This window comes from Pseudothauera lacus, assembly GCF_003034845.1.
Taxonomy (GTDB): Bacteria; Pseudomonadota; Gammaproteobacteria; order Burkholderiales; family Rhodocyclaceae; genus Pseudothauera; species Pseudothauera lacus.
On the sequence record NZ_PZKC01000001.1, the window covers coordinates 248445 to 267462 of the forward strand.

General features: G+C 69.2%; 12 protein-coding genes. 6 read left to right on the forward strand and 6 right to left on the reverse strand.

Translation table 11 applies throughout. From position 1 onward, the window contains the following. Window positions 1–173 precede the first annotated feature (173 nt). The 4 genes from lexA to C8261_RS01165 are packed head-to-tail and all read left to right on the forward strand — an operon-like array spanning window position 174 to window position 3508. The gene (lexA, locus tag C8261_RS01150; RefSeq protein ID WP_107491813.1) at window positions 174–779 is read left to right on the forward strand and encodes a transcriptional repressor LexA; all 606 of its coding nucleotides are present in this window, start codon (window positions 174–176) and stop codon (window positions 777–779) included. A gap of 40 nt (window positions 780–819) precedes the next feature. Next, entirely contained in the window at window positions 820–1530 is a 711-nt protein-coding gene (gene imuA, locus C8261_RS01155; RefSeq protein WP_107491814.1) for a translesion DNA synthesis-associated protein ImuA, read from the forward strand. Continuing rightward, window positions 1466–2890, forward strand: coding sequence for a Y-family DNA polymerase (locus C8261_RS01160; RefSeq protein WP_107491815.1), 1425 nt, complete (start codon window positions 1466–1468; stop codon window positions 2888–2890). The genes imuA and C8261_RS01160 overlap by 65 nt, the downstream gene beginning before the upstream one ends. 57 nt (window positions 2891–2947) lie before the next feature. After that, complete coding sequence (locus tag C8261_RS01165; RefSeq protein WP_107491816.1) at window positions 2948–3508, forward strand: hypothetical protein; 561 nt, start codon at window positions 2948–2950, stop codon at window positions 3506–3508. Window positions 3509–3515: 7 nt separating this feature from the next. On the opposite strand, the gene C8261_RS01170 is transcribed toward C8261_RS01165, so the two are convergent. From C8261_RS01170 to C8261_RS01185, 4 genes are all read right to left on the reverse strand, one after another. Further along, window positions 3516–5288: a M61 family metallopeptidase gene (locus tag C8261_RS01170; RefSeq protein WP_107491817.1), complete on the reverse strand. Its 1773-nt coding sequence runs from the start codon at window positions 5286–5288 to the stop codon at window positions 3516–3518. A gap of 228 nt (window positions 5289–5516) precedes the next feature. Continuing rightward, entirely contained in the window at window positions 5517–7946 is a 2430-nt protein-coding gene (locus tag C8261_RS01175) for a Lon protease family protein (protein WP_107491818.1), read from the reverse strand. A gap of 105 nt (window positions 7947–8051) precedes the next feature. After that, entirely contained in the window at window positions 8052–10925 is a 2874-nt protein-coding gene (locus C8261_RS01180; protein ID WP_107491819.1) for a putative bifunctional diguanylate cyclase/phosphodiesterase, read from the reverse strand. 6 nt (window positions 10926–10931) lie between these two features. Then, entirely contained in the window at window positions 10932–11822 is an 891-nt protein-coding gene (locus C8261_RS01185; RefSeq protein WP_181358793.1) for a substrate-binding domain-containing protein, read from the reverse strand. 201 nt (window positions 11823–12023) lie between these two features. On the opposite strand from C8261_RS01185, the gene C8261_RS01190 reads away from it, so the two are divergent. Then, window positions 12024–15176 carry an error-prone DNA polymerase gene (locus C8261_RS01190; RefSeq protein ID WP_107491821.1) on the forward strand — a complete coding sequence of 1051 codons (3153 nt, stop codon included), beginning with the start codon at window positions 12024–12026 and terminating at the stop codon, window positions 15174–15176. 47 nt (window positions 15177–15223) lie between these two features. Here C8261_RS01190 and C8261_RS01195 read toward each other — a convergent pair whose 3' ends face one another. Then, window positions 15224–16507: a sensor domain-containing diguanylate cyclase gene (locus tag C8261_RS01195; RefSeq protein ID WP_235864792.1), complete on the reverse strand. Its 1284-nt coding sequence runs from the start codon at window positions 16505–16507 to the stop codon at window positions 15224–15226. A gap of 301 nt (window positions 16508–16808) precedes the next feature. Here C8261_RS01195 and pabB point away from each other — a divergent pair, with 301 nt between their 5' ends. Next, window positions 16809–18590: an aminodeoxychorismate synthase component I gene (pabB, locus tag C8261_RS01200; protein ID WP_107491823.1), complete on the forward strand. Its 1782-nt coding sequence runs from the start codon at window positions 16809–16811 to the stop codon at window positions 18588–18590. Between the two features lie 33 nt (window positions 18591–18623). Here pabB and C8261_RS17255 read toward each other — a convergent pair. Then, window positions 18624–19018 (reverse strand): hypothetical protein (locus C8261_RS17255; RefSeq protein ID WP_219905103.1); only part of this gene is annotated, 395 nt, incomplete at its 5' end.

Here is a 19018-nt window from a genome sequence, read left to right on the forward strand (position 1 = left end):
CCTGACGTGCGGACGATTCTAGCAGACTGTCGGCGTCGGGCGTTCGTGCCGGCACGGCACCCAAGGCTTTCCCGGCGCAAGACTCGACGGCGGCACATCAACTGTTTAAACTTACACCGAGCAAGCACAAAGCCACAGACCGCCCTGCCGCCATCTCAGCCGGAACAGCCGCCATGCCGCCGCACACCACCGACCTCACCGCCCGCCAGCTGGAAATCCTCGACTTCATCCGCAGCACCGTCGATGACAGCGGCCGTCCGCCCACCCGCCTCGAACTGTGTGCAGCCTTCGGCTTCCGCTCCCCCAATGCAGCCGAATCGCACCTGCGCGCACTGGCTGCCAAGGGCGCCATCGAACTCGACGAAGGGCGCGCACGCGGCATCCGCCTGCCCGGCGGCAGCGGTCTGCCACTGGTTGGCCGGGTGGCCGCAGGCAGCCCCATCCTCGCCACTGAACACGTCGAAGCGCGTTTCCAGCTCGATCCCGGGCTGTTCACCCCGCGTGCCGATTACCTGCTGCGCGTGCGCGGCATGAGCATGCGCGACGCCGGCATCCTCGAAGGCGACCTCATCGCCGTACACCGGCAGCAAGAAGCGCGCAACGGCCAGATCGTCGTCGCCCGCGTCGATGACGAAGTCACCGTGAAGACCTTCCGGCGCCGTGGCGCACAGGTCGAACTGCTCCCCGCCAACCCCGACTTCGCCCCCATCGTGCTCGGTGCCGGCAGCGCCGCGCTGAGCATCGAGGGCATCATGGTCGGCCTCATCCGCAACGGCTGAGCCCGCCCCCACCGCGCCCACCGGAAAACAGGAGTGAGCCATGGGCGCACCATCCGCCGCACTTGCCAGCCTGCCTGCCGGGCTGGTCTGGCAGGGCAACCAGCTTGCTGCCGCCAGCCGCCCTGCCCACCCCACCGGTTTTGCCGAACTCGACGCCGAACTGCCGGGCGGGGGCTGGCCGGGGGGTGCGCTCACCGAACTCATTGCCACGACTCCCGGCATCGGTGAGCTGAGCCTGCTGCTGCCGCTGATGCGGCGCACCGGCGCGCAGCAGTGGCTGGCCTTCATCGCCCCGCCGCTGCTGCCCTACGCACCAGCCCTGCATGCAGCGGGCGTCCCCCTCGAACGCGTGCTGCTGGTGCGCAACGGCGATGCCGCGCAGACCCAGTGGGCGATCCGCCAGGCCTGTTCCTCGGGCGCCTGCAGTGCAGTGCTGGCCTGGCCGGCGCAAACCGACAACGCCTCCCTGCGCCGCCTGCAGCTGGCCGCAGAGGCATCGGCCACCCCGCTCTTCCTCTTCCGCCCCCCGGCAGCTGCCGCCCAAGCCTCGCCAGCCGTCCTGCGCCTGCAGCTGAGCGCCGCCCCTGGCGGAGTCAGCATCCACATCCTCAAACGCCGCGGCCCGGCCGCCAGCGCAGCCCTGCACCTGCGCCTGCCCGCCCGCACCGATACCACTGCGCCGCCCCATGCTGTGGCTTGCCCTGCACCTGCCCGATCTGCCCCTGCAGGTATTTACCCGCGCTGCGCCTGACGACGCTGCCACTGCAGTCACCGTGCACCAGCCGCGTGCACAGGTCATTGCCGTCAGCGCCAGCGCACGTGCGCGCGGCGTGCACCCCGGCTGCAGCATTGCCGCCGCCCTGGCAATGGCGCCGCAGATCGTCCTCCATGCACGACGCCCGGAACTCGAACAGGCCACCCTGGAGGAACTTGCCGCCTGGGCCGGGCGCTACACGCCGCAGCTCAGCATCGCCGCCCCGGACACCGTCCTGCTCGACATTGCCGCCAGCCTGCGCCTGTTCGGCGGCCTGCAGATGCTGGCGGGTGAGATCGGCAGCGCCGTCGCCGCACTCGGCCTGCACGTCCACCACGCCGTGGCACCCACCCCACGCGCCGCACAATGGCTGGCACAGCACCGTCCGGGATGCCTGATCGACGGCACACACGGCTGGCAGGAAGTCCTCGACGAGTTGCCCGTCGACCTGCTCGCCGGCGCCGGCGTCAGCACCGCCGTGCTCGAGCTGCTCGCCACCCTCGGCATCCGCAGCCTCGGCCAGGCCCGCCGCCTGCCACGCGCCGGGCTGGCCCGCCGCCAGGGCGCCGCAGTGCATGCGCTGCTTGCCCAGGCATGCGGCGAGGTCGCCGACCCGCGCCTGTCCTACCAGCCTCCCGAACGCCATCGCGGCCACTTGCTGCTGCCTCACCCGAGCACCCGCATCGAGCCCCTGCTGTTCGCCGTCAGCCGTCTCTTCGCCGCGCTCGAAGGCTGGCTGTGGGCACACCAGGCAGTGCTGGAAGACTGCCGCCTGGTGCTCGAACATGAACACCATCCGCCCACCATCGTCGACATCCACAGCACCACGCCGACGCGCGCGCAGACGCAATTGCTCGTCCTCGCCCGCGAGCACCTGGCCACCCTCACCCTGCCTGCAGCGGTCGTGGCGATGGCCCTGGAAAGCGGTCCAGCGCAGCGCGCCGCACAGCGCAGCGGCGATCTCTTCGGCCCAGCCGGCGGCAAGGACGGGGATGCCGCCCTGCTCGCCGACCGCCTGCGTGCACGCCTGGGCGCGGAACGGGTCGGCAGCCTGTGCCTGCATGCCGATCACCGCCCCGAGAGGGCCTGGGGCATCACCGCCGCAGGCCGCCGCGGCAACTGCGACAGTCTGCCCGCCGCCCCCCGTCCGCTGTGGCTGGCACAGGCGCCACGGCAGGTCGGACGGGCAACGCTGACCCTGCTCGAAGGCCCCGAGCGCATCGAATCGGGGTGGTGGGACGGCGCGCCGGTGCGGCGCGACTACTACCTTGCCCGCGACAGCCGCTGCGCGCTGTGCTGGGTGTTCGAGGATCTCGACCAGCCCGGGCAATGGTATGTGCATGGGCTGCATGGCTGAACTGCCGGGCGGGGGCGATTCCCTGTACACTTGGCCCTTTTAGCCGCGACACCGACCATGCCCCTGCTGCCCCAGCCCCGCGAACACGAACTGCCCGGCGACTACGCGCGCCGCTGCGCCGCTTACGCGCTGCTTGCCCTGCTCTTCGGGGTCGCCACGTCAACCTGGCTGTTCCTGCGCCTGCCGGAGATCTGGGCCCAGGTGATGCCACTCGAAGGTGCCACCTTCATGCTCACCGCCACCCTGCTCGGCGGTGTCATGGCGGTGCTGCCCATCGTCGCCGTGGTCGGCTTCATCCTCAGCCTGTGGTATGGCGTGGAAAGCGTATACCGGCCGCGGGCACGCAGCACGCCGCTGGCCGACCGCATCATCGTCACCCTCGGCCTGCTGGTATGGTTCGCGCCGGCGCTGGCGGCCGTTGGCGCCGCAGTGCAGGCCATGCTCAGCGGCCGCATCCACTTCGTGCGCCCGCCGCGCGACTACTTCCTCGCCACCGACCCCACCGCCTTCTGGCAAGGGGTGGGATTCTGGCTGATCATGGCCGGCCTGTTCGCCTTCCTCGCCTCGCGTTACTGGGCACCGCGACTGTTCCCCGGGCGCCACAGCGAGAACGCCTGAGCGCGGCTCACTGCCCCAGCCAGGCGCGACGCAGCTGCTGCGCCGCCACGCTGGCGCGCGGCAGCGCCGCCAGCGTGACCTGATCGGCCGGCGGCACCCCCAGCTCGACCTCGAAACACATCAGTTCGTCGCGCCGGAAGGCGTGCACCTGCACCCGTTCGCCGGGCCGGCGGCGGCCCAGCAGGGCATCAACGGCATTGGCAGTAGCAGCTTTCAGGCCGTCGATGGCGACCAGCACATCACCGGCCGCCAGGCCGGCGCGCTGTGCCGGGGCGTCGCTGTATACCGTTGCCAGGCGGGCCTCAGCAGCGCCGCTGGCGAACTTCACCCCCAGCCACGGCAGCGCTGCCGCCGCAGCCGCCCGCCAGCCAATGCCGAAAGGCTTCAGCAGGCGCGCCAGCGGCAGATCAGCGGTACCCTCGACGGCGCGCCGCAGCCAGCGCGCCAGCGCCGTACCGCCCACCTCGGCGACGGCGGCAAAAATGCCATCCTCGGGCACCCCCGGCGTTCCGCTGCCATGGCGCCGCCACAGCACGCGCATGACCTCGTCGAGACTGCCTCCCTGCCCTGCTGCGCGCAGTTGCAGGTCGAGGGCGAGCGCCACCAGGGCGCCCTTGGCGTAGTAGCTCACCACCTCGTTGGGGGTGTTCTCGTCCTGGCGGTAGTACTTGGTCCACGCATCGAAGCTCGACTCCGCCAGGCTCTGGCGCTTGCGCCCGGGCCCGCGCAGGACCGCGGAGATGCTCTTGCCGAGCAGGCCGAGATAGTCATCGACGCCGATCACCCCGCTGCGCACCAGGGCGAGATCGTCGTAATAGGAGGTGAAGCCTTCGAAAGCCCACAGCAGTGCAGTGTGGTTTTCACGGCTCAGATCATAGGGCACGAAGGCCGCCGGCTTGATGCGCTTGACGTTCCAGGTATGGAAGTACTCATGGCTGCACAGGCCGAGAAACTGGCGGTAGCCGTCGGTGGGCACCTTCATCCCCTGCCAGGGCAGATCGGCGCGGCTGGTCAGCAACGCGGTGGAGGCGCGATGCTCCAGCCCGCCATAGCCCTCGCCCACCACCATGGTCAGGAAGGCGTAGTAGTCCATCGGCGGTGGCGCACCGAAGAGGTCGATCTGCCACTGGCAGATGCGTGCCAGATCGGCGCACAGGCGCTCGCCATCGCAGTCGTGGCGGCCACTGAGGGCGATTTCGTGGGCGACCCCGGCGGCCTCGAAAGCGTACACGGTGAAGCGCCCCATCTCCACCGGGTGGTCGATCAGCTCCTCGTAATCGGCGGCGCGGTAACGCCCGAAGGCATGGGAGCGCACCCCGCCGGCCGGCGGCATCGCGGTGATCACCCGCCAGTCGGCAAGCTCCGCGTCCGCGGGCGGCAGGATGTCCACCTCGCAGGGACAGTGCTCCTGCCCATGGACGCGCAGGAAGACGCTGCTGCCGTTGAAGAAGCCGTGCGTGCGGTCAAGATGAGCGCTGCGCACCGAGAGATCCCACGCATAGACCTCGCAATGCACACTCAGGGCCTGCCCGCCGGGCACCGGCGCCGCGCGCCAGGTCTGCTTGTCGAGTTTCTCCAGGGCCACCGCACGGCCACCCGCTTCGGCACGGATGGCGACGATGTGCCGGGCGAAGTCGCGGATCATGTAGCTGCCGGGTATCCAGGCCGGCAGACTGAAGAGCTGCCCGCCCGCAGCCGGGCCGGCAACCGTGCAGGTGACGGCGAAAAGGTGGGCGGCAGGGTCGAGCGCGCAGATGCGGTACTGGAGTGGAGCGGTCATGGCCGGAGACGGAGGACGGAAGGGAGCGATTCTACGTCCTTTGCGCCTCCCGCCCGCGGCACTGCACAAGAATTGGGCAGTGCCGCAAAACGCCTTTGCCTCAGTCACCTGCGCAAGGGCCCCACAACTTGTCCACAGGCCTGTCCACGCTGGATGGGGATAGATCTCCACCCCGGGCGCGCTCCCGGCATCCGCGCCGCGGATCGCCGGGGACGCCGGGAGCAGGCCCTACTCCCGTGAATGCTGGCGCGTGCGGCGCGGCGCACGCGGATGCTGCTCGCCGGCGGCGTGGCGCGCTGCGGTCATTTCCGCCAGCGCCCCGGCGACGCGTTCGTTGAGCGTGCCGCGCGGCAGGATGCCCTTGGCGTCGGCAACCCCGGCGGGCATGCCGGTGAGCACCTCCATGGCCTGATCGACACTGTCCACCGCATGGATGGCAAAGCGTCCGGCCGCCACTGCGGCAACGACGTCCTCGCGCAGCATGAGATGGCGCACGCAGGCCTGCGGAATCACCACGCCCTGCTCGCCGCTCAGCCCGCGCGCGACGCAGAGGTCGTAGAAACCCTCGATCTTCTCGTTCACCCCGCCGATGGCCTGCACGCCACCGAACTGGTTGATCGATCCGGTGATCGCCAGCGACTGGCGGATGGGCACCCCGGAAAGGGCGGAAAGCAGCGCGCACAGCTCGGCGAGGGAGGCTGAATCGCCCTCCACCGGGGCATAGGACTGCTCGAACACCAGACTGGCGGACAGCGACAGCGGCTGGTGACGGGCGTAACGGCTGGCGAGGAAGGCCGACAGGATCAGCACGCCCTTGGAGTGGATGGCGCCACCGAGTTCGGTTTCGCGCTCGATGTCGACCACGTCGCCGTCCCCCAGGCGCACCGTCGCGGTGATCCGCATCGGATGGCCGAAGCGCTCGCCGCCCAGCTCGACCACCACCAGGCCGTTGATCTGCCCGGAACGCGCACCTGCGGTATCGATCAGCGTGGTGCCGTCGAGCATGCTTTCGCGCACACGCTCGGCGTAGCGCCCGAAACGCCGCGCGCGCGCGGCGATGGCCTGGTCGACGTGGGCCCGCTCGACCTGCGCCACAGCGCCCTGACGGGCGAGCAGATCGGCTTCACGCATCACGTCGGCGAGCAGGCGCAGCTGCAGGGTGAGGCGGCCGCTGTCCTCGGCCACCCGCGCGGCGTGCTCGACCAGCCGCGCCACCGCAGCGCCGCCGAATGGCTGCAGCGCAGACTTGCGCGCCATGCCGGCGAGCAGGCGGGCGAACTGCAGTTCGCTGGCGGGGTTGCGCGGCAGATCCTCGTCGAAGTCGGCCGCCACCTTGAAGAGCTCGGGAAAATCGCTGTCGTTCTCGTTGAGAAGATAGAACAGCTCGCGCTCGCCGATCAGCACCACCTTCAGCTCGCACGGCACCGGCTGCGGCTCGAGGGTCAACGGGGCATTCCAGCCCTGCGCCTCGGAAGGCGGCTCGATACGCACCTCGCCACTGCGCAGGACGCGCTTGAGGGCCTCCCAGGCATAGGGATGGCTGAGCAGGCGCTCGGCGTCGAGCACCAGGTAGCCCCCGGCGGCACGCTGCAGCGCACCGGCACGGATGAGGGTGAAGTTGGTGGTCACCGTACCCATCTGTGCCAGATGTTCGATGCGCCCGACGAGTCTGGCGACCGCCGGGTTGTCCTCGCTGATCACCGGCGCGCCGCAGGTGGCAGCGTTGTCGACGAGCACGTTGACCTGGTAGCGGTGGAAGCCGCTGACGCCCTCCTCGTCGTCGTCGCCGTCGTCATCCTCGTCGCCGCGCCGCCACACCGTGCCGCTGTCGAGGAGATCGGCGGCAATGGCGTCGAGCAGGCGGCCGACTTCCGGCAGGTCGGCATGGCGGGCACGGACCTCGCGCATCAGGTGGGCGACCACTGGTGCCAGCGCATCGCGCCCGGCACGCACGATGGCCTCGTGCAGGCTCTTGCGCCAGCCCGGGAACTGGTCGAGCAGATCGGCGAGGCGGTCGCTCCACACGTCAACGAGGGTCTCGCAGGCCTTGCGGTCTTCCGCCGGCAGGGCCTCGAAAGCTTCCGGACTGAGCGGCTCACCGTTGCGGCTGGGGGCGAAGACGAAGCCCTGTGGCGTGCGCAGCAAGGCCAGGCCATCGGCGGCGCAGGCATGGCCGATCTCCTGCAAGGCGCGTTCCTCGCGGTCCTGATGGGCTTCCTGGAGGGCTTCGATACGCTTGCTGTGGGTGTCGCTGTCGAGCGCAGCCTCGATCGCCGGACGCAACTCGCGGATGAAGGTCTGCATGTCCGCGCGCAGGGCGGCGCCGCGACCGGCCGGCAGGGTCAACAGACGCGGGCTGAGCGGATGATCGAAGTCATGGACGTAGCACAGGTCCGCAGGCTGCGGACGACTGGCGGCCATCTCGCGCAGCACGCGCAGGGTGGTGGCATGGCGCCCGGTGCCGGGCGCACCGAGGACGAAGACGTTGTAGCCGCGGTGGTTCATGCCGAGGCCGAAGCGCAACGCCTCGTCGGCGCGGGCCTGGCCCAGGCTGCCGGGCAGTTCTTCGAGTTCGTCGGTGCTGGCAAACGGCAGGCGGCCGGGATCGCAGGGCGTGCGCAGGCGCCCGGCATCGAGGGCGCGGCTGGGGACGGTCATGCTGAATGGTGCTCCTTGGGCTGTGCGTTGGAACGCTGCCCCTTCAGCGGGGCAGCAACGCAGCGATGATCGCACCAAAACGCCGCGCCGGCACCATGGGGTCTGTCATGAGGACGGACCCGATGCATAGCGTGCGAGGATTTCCTCCGCGTCCATCGGGCGGGCGAAATGATAGCCCTGGCCGACGTCGCAGCCGATCACGCGCAGGTAGTCGGCCTGCTCGGCCTCCTCGATGCCCTCGGCCACCACCACCATGCCCAGCGTCTTGGCCAGCGACACGGTGGCGTGGACGATGGCGGCGTCGTTGGGGTCGGTGAGCATGTCCTTGACGAACTCGCGGTCGACCTTGAGTTTGTCGGCCTGGATCTGGCGCAACATGATCAGCGAGGAGTAGCCGGTACCGAAATCGTCGATGGCAAAGTGCACCCCGCGTTCGCGCAGCGCGGCGATCCACGCCAGGGTCTCCTGGCCGGCATCGACGAAGGCGGACTCGGTGAACTCGATCTCCAGCGCCGCCGGCTGGGCAATGCCGCTGTCGATGATCTCGGTCATCTGCTCCAGCCCGCGACCACCGCGGAACTGGGTGGCCGAGACGTTGATCGCCACGCGCCCGACGTCGAGCCCGCGTTCATGCCAGCGCGCCCACTGACGGCAGGATTCGGTGAGCACCCAGAGGCCGATCTCGCCCATCAGGCCACGGCTCTCCGCCAAGGGAATGAAACGCAGCGGCGGGATCAGGCCGAGCTTGGGATGCTCCCAGCGCAGCAGCGCCTCGACGCCGACCAGGCGCCCGCTGCCGAGATCGATCTGCGGCTGATAGACCAGCTTGAGCTGGGAAAGCTCGGCGGCGCGGGCCAGATCGTGAATCAGTTCGGCGTCGTTCTGCACCTGCGCGGTCATCGAATCGTCGAAGTACACGTAGCTCGCCCGCCCGGCACCCTTGGCCTTGTACAGCGCGATGTCGGCGCGGCTGATGAGGTCCTCGACATCGGTGACGTCGCGGCCGGGCATGACGATGCCGATGCTGGTATTGCTGTGCAGGCGCATCAGGCCGATCTCGAAGGACTCGCGGAAGCTCAGCAGGATCTTCTCGGCAAGCACCGCGGCATCGGCCGGCGCATTGATGCCGACCTGCAGGATGGCAAATTCGTCCCCGCCCAGCCGGCTCAGCGTATCGGTCTCGCGCAGCAGCCCGCGCAGCCGTCCGGCGACCTGGCGCAGGAGCTCGTCGCCGACCGAATGACCGAGGCTGTCATTGACGTCCTTGAAGTGGTCGAGATCGAGGATCAGCAACGCAAAGGGCGTGCCGTGGCGGGCGTACTGGCGCAGGGCCTGGTTGAGGCGGTCGCGGAAGAGACGGCGGTTGGGCAGGTCGGTGAGCGCGTCGTGGTAGGCGAGGTGGTTGATGTGGGCCTCGGCCTGCTTGCGCTCGGTGACGTCCTCCTTCACCGCGACGTAGTAGATGATCTGCCGGTTCTCGTCGAAGATCGGCGAGATCGAGGCCTGCTCGTAGATAAGATCGCCATTGCGCGTGCGGTTGATGAACTCGCCCCGCCAGACCTTGCCGGACTGGATGGTGGACCACAGCTCGGCATACACCTCGGGCGGCACCTTGCCGCTCTTGAGCATGCCCGGATTGCGCCCCAGCACCTCCTCGGCGGCATAGCCGGTAACCTCGGTAAAGCGCGGATTGACGTACTCGATGGTGCCGTCGGGGGCGGTGATGACGACCGTCGCCGGACTCTGCTCGACCGCCGACGACAGGCGGCGCAGCTGCATCTCGCGATCGTAGATCTGCGTGCTCATGTCGTTGAAGGTATCGATGAGGTCGCCGATCTCGTCGCCGCGCCGCACCCCTTCGATACGCTGGTAACGCCCCAGGCGCATGTTGCCCACGGCCTCGTGGAGGCGCTCCAGCGGCAGGGTGACGCTGCGCCGCAGGTACAGCAGACCGATCACGAAAACCACCAGTGCCGCGAGTGCGAGACCAGCCAGGCCGGCGGAGAACAGCGCATCGCGCTGCTCGGCGAGCTGCTGGCGGCTGAGTACGAACATCGCCGTGTTGCGGCTGCCGTCGCCAAGCAGCCAGTCGCCGGCGCCGAGCACATGGGTATCGTCCACATGCCAGCGGATCGCCGCCAGCTTGACCGCGCCGCGTTCGTCGATGGCACTGGTCGCTGCCGCGGCGGCCGGCGGGATGATGTCGGGCATGCTGTGGCTGAACAGCTTGCGCTCGCCGACGATGCCGAAGGCCGTGCCGGTCTGCGCGGCCACGCGTTCGACAAACTCCGCATCCAGACAGGAGCCCAGCATCACCCGCCCCATCTCGCGCATCCCGGTGGTCGTGCGCACCACCACCGCACGGCTGGCAAACAAGGCCGGACCGCCATTGGTGGCGCAGGGCATCACCACCGGCCACTCCCCGGTACCGATGGTGCTGCCGGCAGCCACCCGGGTGACGAACGGCTGCAGGGAGCCGGCGGGGCCGAAGGTGGCGTCGCCCTCACGCATCACCTGGACCTCTTCGCCAGCGCTGTGGCGCGAGAAATAGGCCTTGAAGTCCTCGTCGCCGTAACGCCACCAGGCGCCGATCGGCCCCTGCGGGCCGACGATCACCGCCCAGTCGGCGGTGGTCGCGCGCGCCAGGTCGGCCAGGTCCCGTGCCAGCTCGCGCGCCGGCGGATCGAAGAGGGCGACATTGGCGGCTTCGGGATCGAAATAGTTGGCAAACAGCTCCACCGTCGCCACCACGTTGCGGCGCTCTGCCATGGCCTGGGCAGAACCGGCGAGCAAGGCCGCGCGCTGGTCGACGTGGTTCTGCAGGGTGGTGAAGGCCGTCTCGATGCGCGAGCGGCGCTCGACCTCGACCTGATGGCTTTCGAACAGCAGATAGGCAAAGCCCGTCACCGCCAGCACCGCGGCCACCGAGATGAACCACAGCAGCAGCAGGCGCTGGGTGAGGCGGAACAGGCGTGCCATGCTGGATCAGAAAATCGGCGCGATGCGCTCGACGTTGTCGCGCGTCACCTTGACGGAGTCGACGACCACCTCATGCGGCACCGCCTCGCCGCGGAGGATGCGCAGGGTAATCTCGGCGCCCTCCTCGGCAAAGGTGGGATAGCGGAAGCTGGCATCCTGCTCGCCCTTGCGGATCGCCTCACGCGCCTCGGCGATGTAGTCGATGCCGACGATGGGCAGACTTCCGGGATCAATGCCGGCACGGCGCAGGGCTGCACGCGCACCCGACGCCATGCTGTCGCTCTGGGCGTAGATGGCATCGAAACGCAGCCCTTCGGCAAGTGCCTCCTCGATGGCGAGAATGGCCTTGTCGCGCAGCGAATCGGCCCGCTTCATGGCCACCACGCTGAGGCCGGGATACTTCTTCAGTTCCTCGAAGAAACCTTCGGTACGCTCCATGGCCACCGAGGTGGTGGGGATGTGCTGCAGCACCAGGATGCTGCCCTGCCCCTTCAGGCGCTCGGCGAGATGACGCGCCGCCTGACGGGCGATCTCGCGGTTGTCGGCGCGGATGAAGCTGGTGTGGGCATCACTGCTGGTGCGGCGGCTGAGCAGCACCACGGGGATGCCCTGCGCGCGCACCCGCTCGATGACCGGCGCCATCAGTTCGGCATCACGCGGACTGGTGATCAGTACATCGACCCCTTCACTGACCAGGCTCTGGATGTCCTGCACCTGCTGGGCGGTGTTGCCGCCGGCGTCGGTGTGGATGAAGCGCACCTCGGGATGGTGCGCAAAGGCCGCCGCCAGCCCTTCGGTCTGCGCCCGCCGCCAGTCGTTGCCAAGCGTATCCTGGGCAAAACCGACTACCCAGCGCGGCATCGGCTGCTGCGCCTGCACATCGCCGGGAGTGGACAACAGAAATCCAGTCGCGGCCAAGACGGCAGCGCCCCCCCGAGAAAAAAACTTGCCCATCACAACCCCCGTATTGCGGTGTTTTCTTCTTTTCCCGCAATAGACCCTAAGCCCGCCATGGTGTCAACCGCACATCGCCGCCAGCCGTGACCTGATGCCCTGCGGCGCGTTCTGGAAACCCGTAAAACTGTATATAGTTACACCATGCAGATTCCAGACTACGCCGAGCTCCACTGCCTGTCGTGCTTCAGTTTCATGCGCGGCGCTTCCCATCCCGAAGAGCTGGCCGCCACCGCCGCGGCGCTGGGATACCGCGCGCTGGCCATCACCGACGAATGCTCGCTGGCCGGCGTGGTGCGCGCGCACCGCGAAATCCGCAACCGCCAGTTGCCGCTGCACCTCATCATCGGCAGCGAACTGCGCGTGCACGATGGCCCCACCCTGATCCTGCTCGCCCGCAGCCGCCGTGGCTATGCCCAGCTTTCCCGCCTCATCAGCAGCGCACGCCGCGCCGCAGCGAAGGGAACATACAGCCTCGGCCGCGACGCCTTCACGGCAGACGCCGTCGACGACTGCCTGGCCCTCCTGCTGCCGCCCGACGACTATTCTGCAGGCCTTGCCCAGGCACACTGGCTGGCCGGCCGCTTTCCCTCACGCTGCTGGCTGGCCGCCCCCACACACGGCCCCCGCCTTGCCGGCCGCCACCACCAGCTCGCCACACTGGCAGCAGCCAGTGCCCTGCCGGTGGCCGCTGCCAGTGGCGTGCTGATGCACGACGCCAGCCGCCGTGAAGTGGCCGACACCCTGTGTGCGATCCGCCTGCGCACCCCCTTGGCGCAATGCGGCTATGCCCTTGCAGCCAACGGCGAACGGCGACTGCACACCCGTGCCGAACTCGGCCGCCGGGTGCCGGCGGCATGGCTGGCGGAGACCCTGAAGGTGGCCGCAGCCTGCACCTTCACGCTCGACGAACTGCGCTACGAATACCCTGCCGGCCTCGTACCTGCGGGAGAGACTGCGGCGCGCTGGCTGCGCCGGCTGGTCGAAGGCGGACTGCAGTGGCGCTACCACACACCTGCCGGGGCGGTTTTCCCCCCACCGCCAGGCCCGCCCGGGCGCCCCCCGCCCTGCGCCGATCCCGCCCCGCCGCCGGTACGGACACTGATCGAAGACGAACTCGCGCTGATCAGCGAGCTCGGCTACGAACCCTACTTCCTCACCGTGCACGACATCGTCGCCTTCGCCCGCGCCGCCGGCATCCTCTGCCAGGGCCGCGGCTCGGCGGCCAACTCGGCGGTATGCTGGGCACTGGGGATCACCGAGGTGCATCCCGAGCAAGGCATCATGCTCTTCGAACGCTTCATCTCGCGCGAACGCCAGGAACCACCCGACATCGACGTCGATTTCGAGCACGAACGCCGCGAGGAGGTCATCCAGTACCTGTACCGCAAGTACGGGCGTGAGCACGCCGCACTGGCCGCCGCGGTGATCACCTGGCGCACGCGCAGCGCCCTGCGCGACGTCGGCCGCGCGCTGGGCATCGACGCCGCACGCATCGAGCGCCTGTGCGCCGAACGCGTCAGCATCGACGACGGCCACGTCGACGCGGGCCGCCTGCACGCTGCCGGCCTCGATCCGCAATCGCCACTGGTGTGCCGCTGGCTGGCGCTGAGCGCCACCCTGCGCGGTTTCCCCCGTCACCTCTCGCAGCATGTCGGCGGCTTCGTCATCGCCCGCGGACGCATCGACGAGCTGGTACCGGTGGAAAACGCCGCCATGGACGGTCGCACGGTGATCCAGTGGGACAAGGACGATCTCGACACCATGGGTCTGCTGAAAGTCGACGTGCTCGCCCTCGGCATGCTCTCCGCACTGCGCCGCTGCCTCGACCTGCTCGGCCGCCAGCAGGCCCGCCGCCTCACCCTGGCCGACATCCCGCGCGAGGATGCGGCGGTCTATCGCATGCTCAGCGCAGCCGACGCCATCGGCGTCTTCCAGGTCGAATCACGCGCCCAGCTCGGCATGCTGCCGCGCCTGCAGCCCGCCCAGTTCTACGACCTGGTGGTGGAGGTCGCCATCGTCCGCCCCGGCCCCATCCAGGGCGGCATGGTCCATCCCTATCTGCACGCCCGCGCCTCCCGGCGCCGTGGCGAAGACCCCCTCGCCGGCGTACGCACGGAAGTCCGCGCAGTGCTCAGCCGCACCCTCGGCGTGCCCATCTTCCAGGAACAGGTCATGCAACTGGCGGTGGTCGCCGCCGGCTTCAGCCCCGGAGAGGCCGACCAGCTGCGCCGTGCGATGGGCGCCTGGCGGCGTCCCGGCGAGCTCGAACGCTACCGCCGGCAACTGCTCGACGGCATGGCCGCGCGCGGCTACGACGCCGGCTTCGCCGAACGCCTGTGCCGCCAGATCGAAGGTTTCGGCAGCTACGGTTTCCCGGAATCGCACGCGGCCAGCTTCGCCCTGCTGGTGTATTTCTCCGCCTGGTTCAAATGCCACCACCCCGCCCTGTTCCTGTGCGCGCTGCTCAACAGCCAGCCGATGGGTTTCTACGCCCCCGCGCAGCTCATCCAGGATGCCCGCCGCCACGGCGTCGAGGTCCGCCCTGCCGACGTCTGCCACAGCGACTGGGAGAGCACGCTGGAAACCCCCACCACCGTGCGTCTCGGCCTTGGCCTGCTGCGCGGTAGCAGCGCCGCGGCCGCGGCGCGCATCGTTGCGGCGCGCGCCGCGGCCGCCTTTGCTGACGTGGACGACCTGGGCCGCCGCGCCGGCCTTGAACGCAGCCAGCTGCAGGCCCTCGCCGCCGGCGGAGCGCTGGCAACACTGGCCGGCGGGCGCCGTCAGGCGCTCTGGCAGGCGGCCGGCGCACAGCCGCAGACGGCGCTGCTGGCCACCACCAGGATCCCGGAAACGCCCCCTGCCCTGCCGGCAGCCAGCGAGGCCGAAGAGATTCTCAGCGACTACCGCCAGCAGGGCTTCACCCTCGGCCGCCACCCCCTCGCCCTGCTGCGCCAGCGCCTGCAGGCACAGCGCTTCATTCCCGCCAGCGCCATTGCCACGACCGCCGACCGTGCGCTGGCCCGCGCCGCCGGCCTGGTCACCTGCCGCCAGCGCCCCGGCACCGCCAGGGGCACGCTGTTCATCACCCTCGAAGACGAGACCGGGCTGATCAACGTCATCGTCCATCCGCCCCTGTTCGAGCGTCAGCGCAGCGAGCTGCTCGGCGCCCGCCTGCTCGGCGTGTTCGGCCAGATCAGCCGCAGCGGTACGGTCGTACACCTGGTGGCCGGCCGCGTGGTCGACCAGTCCGCACTGCTCGGCGCGCTCGCCGCGCGCAGCCGTGATTTTCATTGAGCTGCAGCGCCCGCCTGGGCGTGCCCGGCTGTGCATCCGGTGCGTGGTCAGCCGCGCTTTCCCGGCCCGGCGCCGGCGTCTTCAGGCTCCGCCGTAGCGCCCAGACCTGGCAGATCGTCGACCGCGACGACGCGGTTGCGCCCTTCGCTCTTCGCCCGATAGAGCGCGGCATCGGCAGCGGCAAGGAGGTTCTCCAGGCTGTCGCCGCGGTTGAAGGCGGTCAGACCGATGCTCACCGTCATTCCCAGCAGGCTGCCGTCGTCGGCGGCGAAGCGCGCTTCGGCTACCCGCGTACGTACGCGCTCGGCCACTTCACGCGCACCGGCAGTGGCCGTGCCGGGCAGGACGATGACGAACTCCTCGCCACCGAAACGGCCGACGATGTCAATGTCGCGCACCGTCTCCAGGCAGAGCTCGGCAAGCAGCCGGATGGCACGGTCGCCGGCAGCATGACCGTAGGCATCGTTGATGGGCTTGAAGTGGTCGATGTCGAGCATCAGCAGCGCCAGCGGCAGGTTGAAACGCGCTGCACGGCGCCACTCCAGTTCCGCACACTCCATCAGATGGCGGCGGTTGCCCACGCCGGTGAGTGCATCGATGCTGGCCAGGCGGCGCAAGCCCTCCTCGCGCTGCTTGCGGCCGCTGATGTCCTCGCCAACGGCGACGAAGCGGGCAAAGTGGCCGTTCTCGTCGCGCACCGGAGAGATCACCTTGTACTCCCAGTATTCGGTGCCGTTCTTGCGCCGGTTGATCATCTCGCCCCGCCAGGTCTCGCCGGCCATCAACGCCTGCCACAACTCGCGATACACCACCGCAGGCGTCTGCCCGGACTTGAGCAGGCTGGGCGACTGCCCGACGGCCTCGTGCACGGCATAGCCGGTGGCAGCGACGAAGGCGTCATTGACGTATTCGATGCGGCCATCGCGGGCGGTGATCATGATTGCCACCGAAGCGGCATCCACCGCCGCCTTGTAGGTGCGCAACTCGGCCTCGCGGCGCTGCAGTTCCGCTGTGCGTTCGTCCACACGCTGCTCCAGCGCGTGCGTGTGGCTGTACAGGCGCACGAAGATGGTGGCCAGGGCGTCCGCCAGCGCGCCGATCTCGTCGCGACGCACCGGCAATGGCGGCAATTCGAGCAGACGTCCGCTACTGGCCGCCTGCGCAACGCGGTGCAGGCGGGTGATCGCTTCGGCAAGCGGATGGACGATCCACGCCATCAGCACGGTACCCAGCACCACGACCGCCGCCCCCACGGCAAGGAACAGCCGGGGATCGCGTGCAGCGCCCTCGTCGAGTTCGCCCAGCAGGAGCCATCCGGCCGCGACATACACCACAGTCACCGTTAACGCGGCCGCGAGCAGAAGCTGCTGTCGAACGGAGAGATGCATTAGGGAGAACCAGCCAGCGTGCGGAAAGGGAGAAAAAGGGGCGAGCCACGGTCCTGCGCGGCGAAGCCAACTGCATATGATGCCTGTTGTTCGATGCCAGCGGCAATTGAAATTGACTACCGCATCAGGGCTTTGCCATAAAACCATTTTCAAACAGTGGATAAACAGCCTGCGTATGGCACGCCGTCACCATGCCCGTGTGCGCTACCATCCGCATTCGTCCCCCGTTCACCGCCACCCGCGCATGCTGCCGCCCCCGCCCTTCGCCCTCTTCGACGACAATCTCTCCGACGCAGGCGACCTCTTGCTGCACGGACTGCAGCAAACCCTGCGCTGCCACGCCGTCGACGAAATCGCCGCCACCTTTGCCGCCATCGACGCGGCGCGGCGCAAGGGGCTGTGGGTGGCGATCGCCATCGACTACGAATTCGGCCATCTGCTCGAAACGCGCCTGCGCGCCTGCGCCCGACCATCGCCCGGCGCCCGCCCGCTGCTCACCGCCTGGGTGTTCTCCCATGCTCACCGCCAGGACGCCGCGCGCACCTCGGCGGATTTCGACCGCGCGGTGTCGACACTCGACGAGCACGAAGCCCTCGCCGGCGTTTGCAACCTTCACCCGGGGCTCGGCGAGGAGGCCTACCACGCCGCCGTAGAGCGGGTACGCGCGCTGATCCATGCCGGCGACTGCTACCAGGTGAACTACACCTTCCCCTGCCATGGGCGCGCATACGGCAGCACGACGGCGCTCTACCGGCGCCTGCGCAACGCCCAGCCGGTGCGCTACGGCGCCTGGGTACATGACGGCAGCGAACAGATCCTCTCGCGCTCGCCGGAGCTCTTCGTCGAACGCCACGGCCGCCAACTGCGCTGCCGGCCGATGAAGGGCACCGCCGCGCGCAACCGCCCGGCGCATGAGCTGTCGGCATCGGCGAAGAACCGCGCCGAGAACGTCATGATCGTGGATCTGATCCGCAATGACCTCGGCCGCCTGGCCCCCGCCGGTGGTGTGCGCGTGGAGGCGCTGTGCGAGGTCGAAGCCTATCCGAGCGTCTGGCAGATGACTTCCACGGTCAGCGCCGCACCGGTCGATGCCGACCTGCTCGATATCCTGTGTGCCCTCTTCCCCTGCGGCTCGGTGACCGGCGCGCCACGCATCCGTGCCATGGAGATCATCCGCGAGCTCGAAGAGAACCCCCGCGGCCTGTACTGCGGCGCCCTCGGCTGGCTGGCGCCGGATGGCGATTTCCGCTTCAGCGTCCCCATCCGCACCGTCGTCGTCGATGCCGCAGGCAACGCCACGCTGGGCGTCGGCAGCGGCATCGTCGCTGACTCCACCGCTGCCGAGGAGTGGCGTGAATGCCTGCTCAAGGCGCGCTTCCTGCGTGAAGCCGGAGGAGGCTTCGGGCTCATCGAGACGCTGCGCTGCGAACCCGCCTCAGCCACCCCCTACGGACTGCTCGAACGCCACCTCCACCGCCTGCGCCAATCGGCGCGCTGCTTCGGTTTCGAACTCCAGGAGGCTGCCCTGCGTGCGGCGCTGGCGCAGATCGCCACGACGGCGCATGCCGAGGTCTTGCGGGTACGCATCGAAGTGCACGCCGACGGTCAGTTCGACCTCGCCAGCACACCGCTCGGCGAGACCCCGCAAGGCGCCACGGTGACCCTCAACGACAGCGTGCTCGACTCCGGCGACCTGCTCCTGCGGCACAAGACCACCGCGCGTACGCTTTATGACCGCGCCCTCGCCGAAGCAATGGAGAAAGGGCATTTCGACACCCTGTTCTTCAACGAACGCGGGGAGTTGTGCGAAGGGGCGCGCAGCAGCGTATTCGTCGATATCGACGGCACGCTATGCACACCGCCGCTGCACTGCGGCCTGCTCGACGGCGTCTGGCGGCGCCTGATGCTCGACGAAGGACGCGCACGGGAGCGCGTCCTGCACCGCGCCGATCTCGCTGCCGCCCGCGCAGTCTTCGTCGGCAATGCCCTGCGCGGCATGACGCAGGTGCAGGTCGTCGATGCCTGACTGGCTGCGCCCGCTCAGGGCGCAGCCAGTCGCTTACTTCTTGCCCTTGCCCTTGGGCACGCGCGGCAGGGCCTCCAGCGCTTCCTGAACGGCCGTCAGCGGCTGCGTCGCCAGCAGTTGCAGCGCCGCACGCAGCAGTTCCGACTTGCTGCAGATGCGTCCGCTGCGAGCCAGATCGGTGCGCATGGTCTTGATGCGCGCATGCTCGCTCTTCGGCATGGAGAAGGAATCGCGCACCACCTTCTCGCGCTTCTCCTTGCGCACCACCTGTTCCGCGGCAGGCTTCGCGGCAGGCTTCGCGGCAGGCTTCGCGGCAGGCTTCGCGGCAGGCTTCGCGGCAGGCTTCGCGGCAGGCTTCGCGGCAGGCTTCGCGGCAGGCTTCGCGGCAGGCTTCGCGGCAGGCTTCGCGGCAGGCTTCGCGGCAGGCT